The sequence below is a fragment of the uncultured Alistipes sp. genome (assembly GCF_949296715.1).
Lineage (GTDB): Bacteria > Bacteroidota > Bacteroidia > Bacteroidales > Rikenellaceae > Alistipes.
Map to the genome: position 1 here is coordinate 19,315 of NZ_CASFQD010000047.1, position 8,875 is coordinate 28,189.

An 8,875-nucleotide genomic window follows, 5' to 3' on the forward strand; every position below is an offset into this window, starting at 1 on the left:
AACGATGATTGCGGGCCCTGGGTCCGCAATCGTGATTTGAATTGACTGTTTGACAGATAAACAAACGGGCGTCCGGACCACGGCCGGCTGCTGCCGCCGGATACGGACGCGATCGTCATGCGGAAACTGATCGAATTCATACGCAGCGTCTACGTCGTGGTGCTGTTCATCGTGCTGGAGGTGGCGGCCGTCAGCTACTACGCCCGCTCGACGCACTATACGGAGGCCCGGCTGCTGGCCCGCTCCAACCGGGTGATCGGCGGCGTGCACGGCTTCTTCGCCAATGTGCGCCATTATTTCACCCTCGGCAGCGAAAACCGCCTGCTGCTGGCCCGCGTCGCCGAGCTCGAGGAGCGCCTGGCCCGCTACGAGGAGGCGGAGACCTTCGCCCGGCTGGACAGCTACCTGCAGGACATCGGCGAATCGAAATACCACTTCGCCACGGCCACGGTCGTGGGCAACTCGGTCAACAGGACGCGCAACCTGCTGACGCTCAATCGCGGGCGCCGCGACGGCGTCACGGAGGAGATGGGCGTGCTGTCGCCCGACGGCGCGATGGTCGGCTATGTCGTCGCCTGCACGGAACGTTATTCCGTGGCGATGTCGGTCCTGAACACCTCGTTCCGCGCCAGCGGCAAGCTCGTCGGCTCGGACTACTTCGGCTCGGTCTACTGGGACGGGGTCGATCCCCACGTGGTGCTGCTCGACGACCTGTCGAAATACGCCGAGCCCCAACCCGGGCAGGAGGTCGTGACGGCCGGCTTCTCGCAGTTCTTCCCCGCCGAGGTGCTCATCGGCCGGGTCGAGAGCGCCGAACTCAACGAAACGGGCACGGCCTATACCGTGCGGGTGCGCCTTGCGGCCGAAATCTCCCGGCAGACGGACGTCGTGTTAGTCTGCAACCGCGATCAATATGAAATCCGCGACCTGCAGCAGAGCGACCAGGTCGAACAACATACCCGACTGGACTGATGTATCGGACACTCCCATATCTGGCGCTTTTTGCCGCGACGGTGCTGTTGCAGGTTTTCCTGTTCGACAACCTCTCGATCAGCATCTACTGCAATCCGCTGGTCTACGTGGCCTTTCTCGTGCTGCTGCCGATGGATGCCAAACCCGTGGTCGTGCTGCTCTCGGGCCTCGTGCTGGGCGTGGTGATGGACTGCGCCATGGGCGCCGCCGGCATCAACACCATCGCCACGCTGCCGGTCGCCTTCCTGCGTCCGACACTCATCGGCCTGCTCTACGGACGTGACGACGCCCGCGAGGCGGGAGTCCCCTCGCCCGAGCGGCTCGGCAAGCGCGCCTTTGCGGAGTACCTCGTGGCCATGGTCCTGCTGCACCATGCGCTCTTCTTCCTGCTGGAGGCCCTTTCGTGGGCCCATGTGCTGCACACGCTCGTGCGCATCCTCGTGAGCAGCGCCGTGAGCGTGGGATTCATCTGGCTCATCATGCGGATCTTCACCGCCAAACTCCCCGCACGCGTATGACGACCGGAGGCGAGAGTTTCAAGCGGATGCGCACCCTGCAGGGGGTCGTGATCTTCATCTTCCTCGTGCTGGTCGGGCGCCTGGCCTACCTCCAGCTCTTCGACACGCGCTACGCCGAGCTGGCGCGGGCCAACGTGCTGCGGCACGTCGTGCAGTACCCGCCGCGCGGCGAGGTCTTCGATCGCAACGGCGAGTACCTCGTGCAGAGCCGCGAGTGCTACGACCTGATGGTCATCTACCGCGAAATCGACCGGCAGGGCTTCGACACGGCGCGGCTGTGCGAGGTGGTCGGCATCACGCCCGAGAAGCTGCGGCGCGAGCTCTCCAACGCCCGCATGCGGCCGCGTGCGCCGCGCGTGGTGACGAGCTACCTCTCGAAGGAGGAGAAGCTGCGCTTCGACGAGTGCAACTTCCGCGGCTTCTACACCGTCTACCGCACCGTGCGGAGCTACCCGCGCAAGATCGGCGGCAACCTGCTGGGCTACGTCGGCGAGGTGACGGCCGACATGATCAAGCGCTACCCGTCGTACAAGGCGGGCGACTACGTGGGCATGAGCGGCGTGGAGTCGGCCTACGAGCCGGAGCTCAAGGGCGAGAAGGGGGTGAAGATCCAGGAGATCGACACCCACGGCGCCATCAAGGGCTCCTACATGAACGGCTGCTACGACTCGCTGCCCGTCGCGGGGAAGTACATCGTCTCGACGATCGACGCGCGGCTGCAGCTGCTCGGCGAGGAGCTCATGCGGGGCAAGGTCGGGGCCGCCGTGGCGATCGAGCCCTCGACGGGCGAGATTCTGATGATGGTCTCGTCGCCCTCCTACGATCCCGACGAGCTGGTGGGGCGCCAGCGGGGCAACAACTACATGAAGATGCTCTACAACAAGCGCCACCCGCTCTTCAACCGCGCCGTGAAGGCCAAGTACCCGCCGGGCTCGACCTTCAAGCTGGTGCAGGGCCTCATCGGCCTGCAGGAGGGGGTGCTGCGGCCTACGGACCTCCACTCGTGCCACATGGGCTATCAGGCCGGGCGGCTGAAGATGGGGTGCCACGCCCACGCCTCGCCGCTCGATCTGCGCTTTGCCGTCGCGACGTCGTGCAACGCCTACTTCTGCTACGTCTTCCGCGACATCCTGGACAACCCGCGCTACGGCAGCGTCAAGGAGGGTTTCGACGTCTGGCGCAAGTATGTCGAGAGCTTCGGATTCGGCCGCAAGCTGGGTTCGGACTTCCTCGACGAGGGGGTGGGCTACGTCCCCGACCGCTCGTTCTACGACCGCGCCTACCGCGGTTCGTGGAACTCGCTCACGGTGCTTTCGCTCTCGATCGGGCAGGGCGAGCTGGGCTGTACGCCCCTGCAGCTGGCCAACCTCGCGGCGATCGTCGCCAACCGCGGCTACTACTATATCCCGCACATCGTCAAGCGCATCGAGGGGCAGGACTCGCTCGACCGCCGCTTCTACGAGCGCCACTACACGATGGTCGACCCCAAGCATTTCGAGCCGATCGTCGACGGCATGTGGCGGGGCGTGAACCGCCCGGGCGGCACCTCGTGGCGCGCCCAGCTCGAAGGGCTCGACGTCTGCGGCAAGACCGGCACGGCGCAGAATCCCCACGGGCGCGACCACTCGACGTTCCTCTCCTTCGCACCGAAGGACAACCCGAAGATCGCCATCTCGGTCTATGTCGAGAACGGCGGCTTCGGCGCGACGATCGCCCTGCCGATCGCCAGCCTGCTCGAGGAGTACTACCTGACGGACACGATTCGCCGTCCGGAGCTCGTCGAATATGTCAAGAACATGCAAATCCACTATCCGGCCTATGACCGCTGATCGCTCGAACGGAATCTTCTACGGCGTGGACCGCTGGACGGTCCTGCTCTACGTGCTGATCGTCCTCGCGGGCTGGGTGTCGATCACCTCGGCCTCCTACGAGGAGGGGACGGGCAGCCTCTTCTCCTTCTCGCACTTCTACATGAAGCAGTTGGTCTGGATCGGCGTGGCGTGGGTCACGGCGCTCGTCGTGCTGCTGCTCGACGAACGCTTCTACCACATGTTCGCCTATCCGGCCTACTTCGCCGGTCTGGCGCTGCTCGTCGCGGCGCTGCTCTTCGGCCGCGAGGTCAACGGCGCCAAGGCGTGGTTCGAGTTCGGCTCGCTGCGCGTGCAGCCCGTCGAGTTCGCCAAGATCGCCACGGCGCTGGCCCTGGCCCGCGTCATGAGCAACTACTCCTTCTCGATCAACCGGCCATCGGATCTGGTGAAGGTCGGACTGGTCATCTGCATCCCGCTGGGAATCATCATCCTGCAGAACGATACCGGCTCGGGCATCGTCCTCTGCTCGTTCCTCTTCGTGCTCTACCGCGAGGGGCTCAACAAGTGGCTGTGCATCCCCGTGCTGATGATCGCCGCGCTGTTCATCGTCTCGTTCCTGCTCTCACCCACGACGCTGCTCGTGCTGGTGATCCTCGTCTGCACCTTCTCCGAGGCGATGATGAACGGCCACTGGCGCTCGCGCATCATCTACCTCGCGTCGCTGGCCCTGGCGTCGATCCTGCTGTGCGTCGTGATGCACCTGATCGCCCCCGGCGCGATGGACATCCACGCCTGCCTGCTGACCGTGACGCTGCTGTCGCTCGTCGTCGTGGCGGTCTACGCCTACCGGGCCAACCTGCAGAACATCTTCCTGACGATGGGGCTGTTCCTGATGACGATCGTCTTCCTGCCGACGACCGACTACATCTTCAACTCGATCCTCAAGCAGCACCAGCAGAACCGCATCCTGAGTTTCCTGGGCATCATCAGCGATCCGCTCGGCACGGACTACAACGTCAACCAGTCGAAGATCGCCATCGGCTCGGGCGGCCTGCTGGGCAAGGGCTTCCTGCAGGGCACGCAGATCAAGTACGGCTTCGTGCCCGAACGCCACACGGACTTCATCTTCTGCACGGTGGGCGAGGAGTGGGGCTTCCTGGGCACGACGCTGCTGCTCACGCTGCTCTGCCTGCTCATCCTGCGCCTGATGCGCATGGGTGAACGGCAGGAGGAGCCCTTCGGGCGGATCTACTGCTATTGCGTGGCGTCGATCCTGCTCTTCCACGTGCTGGTCAACGTCGGCATGACCATCGGGCTGATGCCCGTGATGGGCATTCCGCTGCCGTTCATGAGCTACGGCGGCTCGTCGCTCATCGCCTTCACGATCCTGCTATTCATCGCCGTGCGGCTCGACGCCTCGACGCGGCAGTTTTCCATAAACAAATTCTGAAACCTCCCATGATTTCCTACAACCCCCGCGGCCTTGAGCCGCAACAGGTCGAAGAGAGCCGCCGGCAGCACGGCGACAACGTCATCACGCCACCCAAGGACGATTCGGCGTGGAAACTCCTCCTGGAGAAGTTCCGCGATCCGATCATCCAGATTCTGCTCGTCGCGGCCGTGCTGTCGCTTGCCATCGGATTCATCCACCGCGACTTCACCGAGTCGGTGGGCATCATCTGCGCCATCATCCTTGCCACGTGCGTCGGATTCTGGTTCGAGTGGGACGCACAGCGGCGCTTCCGGCGCCTGAATCAGGTCAACGACGACATCCCGGTCAAGGTGATGCGCGGCGGGTCGATGTGCGAGATTCCGCGCCGCGATGTGGTCGTGGGCGACGTCGTCCACATCGAGAGCGGCGAGACCGTCCCGGCCGACGGCGAGCTGGTCGAGGCCGTCTCGCTGAAGATCAACGAGTCGACGCTCACGGGCGAGCCCGAGGTCGACAAGACGGTCGACGAGGCCTTCTTCGATGCCGATGCGACCTATCCGTCGAATGCCGTGCTGCGCGGCACGACCGTGGCGGACGGCTACGGCGTGCTGGTCGTCACGGCCGTGGGCGACCACACCGAGGCGGGGCGCGTGACGGAGCAGTCGACCGTGCAGACCGACGAGCCGACGCCGCTCGACCGGCAGCTGACGCGCCTCTCGAGGCTGATCGGCAAGGTCGGCATCGCCCTTTCGTGCACGATCTTCTGCGTCATGCTCGGCAAGGCGATCTTCGTGGGAGGATTGCTCGAACAGGACTGGCTGTCGATCTCGCAGCAGGTGCTGCACGTCTTCATGATCTCGGTGGCGATCATCGTCATGGCCGTGCCCGAGGGGCTGCCGATGTCGATCACGCTCTCGCTGGCGATGTCCATGCGGCGGATGCTCAAGACCAACAACCTCGTGCGCAAGATGCACGCCTGCGAGACGATGGGCGCCGTGACGGTGATCTGCACCGACAAGACCGGCACGCTGACGCAGAACCGCATGCACGTGCAGGAGCTCGTGCGCTACGACACGTTGCCCGACGCGGAGTTCGATGAACTCATTGCCGCCAACTCCACGGCCTTCCTCGACGCCGGAGGCCACATCATCGGCAACCCGACCGAAGGGGCGCTGCTCGAATGGATGCGCACGCGCGGCAGCGATTACGAGACGCTGCGCGGCGGGGCGAAGATCGTCGACCGGCTCACCTTCTCGACCGAGCGCAAGTACATGGCGACGATCATCGGGAGCGGCCTCTCGGGCCGCCGCATCCTCTGCGTGAAGGGTGCTCCGGAGATCGTGCGGGCGATGTGCGCGGCCGACGGGCAGGACGAGGCGGTGGCCGTGCAGCTGCTCGCCTTCCAGAACCGCGCCATGCGCACGCTGGCCGTGGCGTGGGCCGAGACCGGCGAGACCGACTGCCTGCGTGCCGTGGCTGGCGGCGGGCTGCACTTTTCGGGCGTGGCGGCCATCTCGGACCCCGTACGCGAAGATGTCCCGGCGGCCGTGCAGCAGTGCCTCAAGGCGGGTATCGACGTGAAGATCGTCACGGGCGACACCCCGGCGACGGCGCGCGAGATCGCCCGCCAGATCGGGCTGTGGGACGACGCCTGCGACGGCGAGCAGAACCACATGACCGGCGCCGACTTCGCCGCCATGAGCGACGAGGAGCTCCTCGAGCACGTGCAGTCGCTCAAGATCATGTCGCGGGCCCGGCCGCTCGACAAGCAGCGCCTGGTGCGGCTGCTGCAGCAGTGCGGCGAGGTGGTGGCCGTGACGGGCGACGGCACGAACGACGCCCCGGCGCTGAACTTCGCCAACGTCGGCCTCTCGATGGGTTCGGGCACCTCCGTGGCGAAGGACGCCTCGGACATCACGCTGCTCGACGACTCCTTCACGTCGATCGCCACGGCCGTGATGTGGGGCCGCTCGCTCTACCGCAACATCCAGCGCTTCGTCCTCTTCCAGCTGACGATCAATTTCGCGGCCATCGTGATCTGCTTCGTCGGCGCCGTCTTCGGCACGGACATGCCCCTGACCGTCGTGCAGATCCTCTGGGTCAACATCATCATGGACACCTTCGCCGCGATGGCCATGGCTTCGCTGCCGCCCAGCCCCGAGGTGATGCTCGAAAAGCCGCGTCCGCGCGACGAGTTCATCATCACGCCCGGCATGGCCCGCACGATCCTGACGTGCGGCGTGGTGATCGTCGCCGTGCTGCTCGGCATGCTCTTCTGGTGGACGTCGCGGCAGCAGGGCGAGCTGACCATCCTGCAGCTGACGCTCTTCTTCTCGACATTTGTTTTCCTTCAGTTCTGGAACATGTTCAACGCCAGGGGATTCGAGACACGCCACTCGGTCTTCACCTGCCTGAAGGGGTGCCGCGAGTTCTTCCTCATCCTGCTGGCGATCGCCGTCGGTCAGGTGCTCATCGTCGAGTGGGGCGGCGAGGTCTTCCGCACCGTGCCGCTCACGGGCGGCAAATGGGCCGAGGTGATCGGCCTGACGTCGCTGCTGGCCTTCGGCGGCGAACTGGTGCGGGCCGTGCGCCGGCACGGAGGACCGCATAACTGACCGGAGCCATGCGATCGCTGCTTCTTCTCTTCCTGCTTGCGACTTCGGTCGCAAGGGCGGACTCCCCGGCCGACAGCGTCCATTACGACTCGCGGGGGCGGATCAGCCGGCTGGTCGACCACCGCACCTCGACGCAGGCCTACCGCATGACCTTCATCGGCGTGCCGCTCATCATCGGCGGCGTCGTCATGCAGTCCTACGACGCGGACTTCCGCCGCCTGCGCAACGGCTACGGCGAATCGTTCCACCAGACCTACGACGACTACCTGCAGTACGGTCCTGCGGGGCTGATGCTCGGTCTGAAGGCCTGCGGCGTCAAGGGCCGCAGCTCGTGGGGCCGCATGCTCACCTCGGATGCCTTTTCCGCGGCCATCATGGCCGTTGCGGTCAACTCGCTCAAATACTCCTGCAACGTGATGCGCCCCGACGGCTCCACGCGCAACTCCTTCCCGTCGGGACATACGGCCACGGCCTTCATGACGGCGACGATGCTTCACAAGGAGTACGGCCACCGCAGCCCGTGGTACAGTATCGCGGGCTACACGATGGCGACCGTCACGGGCGTCACGCGCCAGCTCAACAACCGCCACTGGATGAGCGACGTGATGGTCGGGGCCGGCATCGGCATCCTCGCCACGGAGTTCGGCTACTTCCTGGCGGACCTGATCTTCAGGGAGCGGGGGCTGAACGTCTACGACGTGGAGCTGGTTTACGACCGCTACCGCCGGCCGTCGTTCTTCGGGCTGAATCTCAGCGTCACGGCCGTGCCGGGGCGTTACCGGCTCTCTCCGGGACTGACGGCCGAGTTCTTCAGCGGCCCCACCGTCAGCGTGCAGGGCGCCTGGTTCGCCTCGCCCTACTGGGGCGTCGGCGGCCGCTTTGCGGTGACGAACCTGCGCGTGAGTCTCAACGGCGTATCGCAGACCGACAACCTGGAGAGCGCGTCGATCAATGCCGGAATCTACGGCTCGTATCCCTTCTCGATCCGGTGGCTGATCGGCGGCGCGGTTTACGGCGGCTACCAGCGTTATAAGTCCTTCCGTTCGGGCGATGTCGCCTTCGGCAACCGCGGCGGCGGCCTCTTCGGCGCGGAATTCTCCCATACCTACATCGCCACGCAGAATCTGGGCGTGCGCTTTACGATCGACTACGACTGTGCCGCGCCCGTTGCGGCCGGCTCCTCGCGGCTGCACCTGCTCACCCTGGGACTGGGCATCAGCGCCGTGTTCTGACCGGCGGGTGGGGGCTCTCCCCGTGTCGCGTATGCCGGAATCATCCCTGCGGAGCCTTGCCGGCGCACAAAAAAGGGGTAATGATGCCAAAATTGGTTGGTATTATATTAGAACAAATGACCAGAATCGTATGATTCTGGTCATTTGTTTTTCTTAATAATTCCATCATTGCTATTCAGAAAAAGATACCACTTTACGAAGTCCTTAAAATGTTGTTCCGAGAGTCCGCGATGGACTCTTAAGTTGTCTTTTAAGTGACCGAAGAACGACTCAATAGAGTTTGAGGATTTCGGTA

At 64.6% G+C, this 8,875-nt stretch carries 6 protein-coding genes; all 6 read left to right on the forward strand.

Translation table 11 applies throughout. The features are described from left to right. Positions 1–117 precede the first annotated feature (117 nt). The 6 genes from mreC to Q1Y33_RS07135 are packed head-to-tail and all read left to right on the forward strand — an operon-like array spanning position 118 to position 8,580. A complete protein-coding gene (gene mreC / locus Q1Y33_RS07110) occupies positions 118–972 on the forward strand; it encodes a rod shape-determining protein MreC (protein WP_300799050.1) in 855 nt (284 codons plus the stop codon). Further along, positions 972–1,490: a rod shape-determining protein MreD gene (locus tag Q1Y33_RS07115; RefSeq protein ID WP_300799051.1), complete on the forward strand. Its 519-nt coding sequence runs from the start codon at positions 972–974 to the stop codon at positions 1,488–1,490. Before mreC ends, Q1Y33_RS07115 begins: the two co-directional genes overlap by 1 nt. Continuing rightward, positions 1,487–3,319: a penicillin-binding transpeptidase domain-containing protein gene (locus tag Q1Y33_RS07120; RefSeq protein ID WP_300799052.1), complete on the forward strand. Its 1,833-nt coding sequence runs from the start codon at positions 1,487–1,489 to the stop codon at positions 3,317–3,319. Before Q1Y33_RS07115 ends, Q1Y33_RS07120 begins: the two co-directional genes overlap by 4 nt. After that, positions 3,309–4,751 carry a rod shape-determining protein RodA gene (rodA, locus tag Q1Y33_RS07125; RefSeq protein ID WP_295908902.1) on the forward strand — a complete coding sequence of 481 codons (1,443 nt, stop codon included), beginning with the start codon at positions 3,309–3,311 and terminating at the stop codon, positions 4,749–4,751. Before Q1Y33_RS07120 ends, rodA begins: the two co-directional genes overlap by 11 nt. Positions 4,752–4,759: 8 nt before the next feature. Next, on the forward strand, positions 4,760–7,348 hold the full coding sequence (locus Q1Y33_RS07130) for a calcium-translocating P-type ATPase, PMCA-type (RefSeq protein WP_300799053.1): 2,589 nt from the start codon (positions 4,760–4,762) through the stop codon (positions 7,346–7,348). Positions 7,349–7,356: 8 nt separating this feature from the next. Continuing rightward, a complete protein-coding gene (locus tag Q1Y33_RS07135) occupies positions 7,357–8,580 on the forward strand; it encodes a phosphatase PAP2 family protein (RefSeq protein ID WP_300799054.1) in 1,224 nt (407 codons plus the stop codon). Positions 8,581–8,875 lie beyond the last annotated feature (295 nt).

Coding starts and splice junctions, on each gene's coding strand:
- mreC (WP_300799050.1), top strand. CDS start 118: ATGCGGAAACTGATCGAATTCATACGCAGCGTCTACGTCGTGGTGCTG.
- Q1Y33_RS07115 (WP_300799051.1), top strand. CDS start 972: ATGTATCGGACACTCCCATATCTGGCGCTTTTTGCCGCGACGGTGCTG.
- Q1Y33_RS07120 (WP_300799052.1), top strand. CDS start 1,487: ATGACGACCGGAGGCGAGAGTTTCAAGCGGATGCGCACCCTGCAGGGG.
- rodA (WP_295908902.1), top strand. CDS start 3,309: ATGACCGCTGATCGCTCGAACGGAATCTTCTACGGCGTGGACCGCTGG.
- Q1Y33_RS07130 (WP_300799053.1), top strand. CDS start 4,760: ATGATTTCCTACAACCCCCGCGGCCTTGAGCCGCAACAGGTCGAAGAG.
- Q1Y33_RS07135 (WP_300799054.1), top strand. CDS start 7,357: ATGCGATCGCTGCTTCTTCTCTTCCTGCTTGCGACTTCGGTCGCAAGG.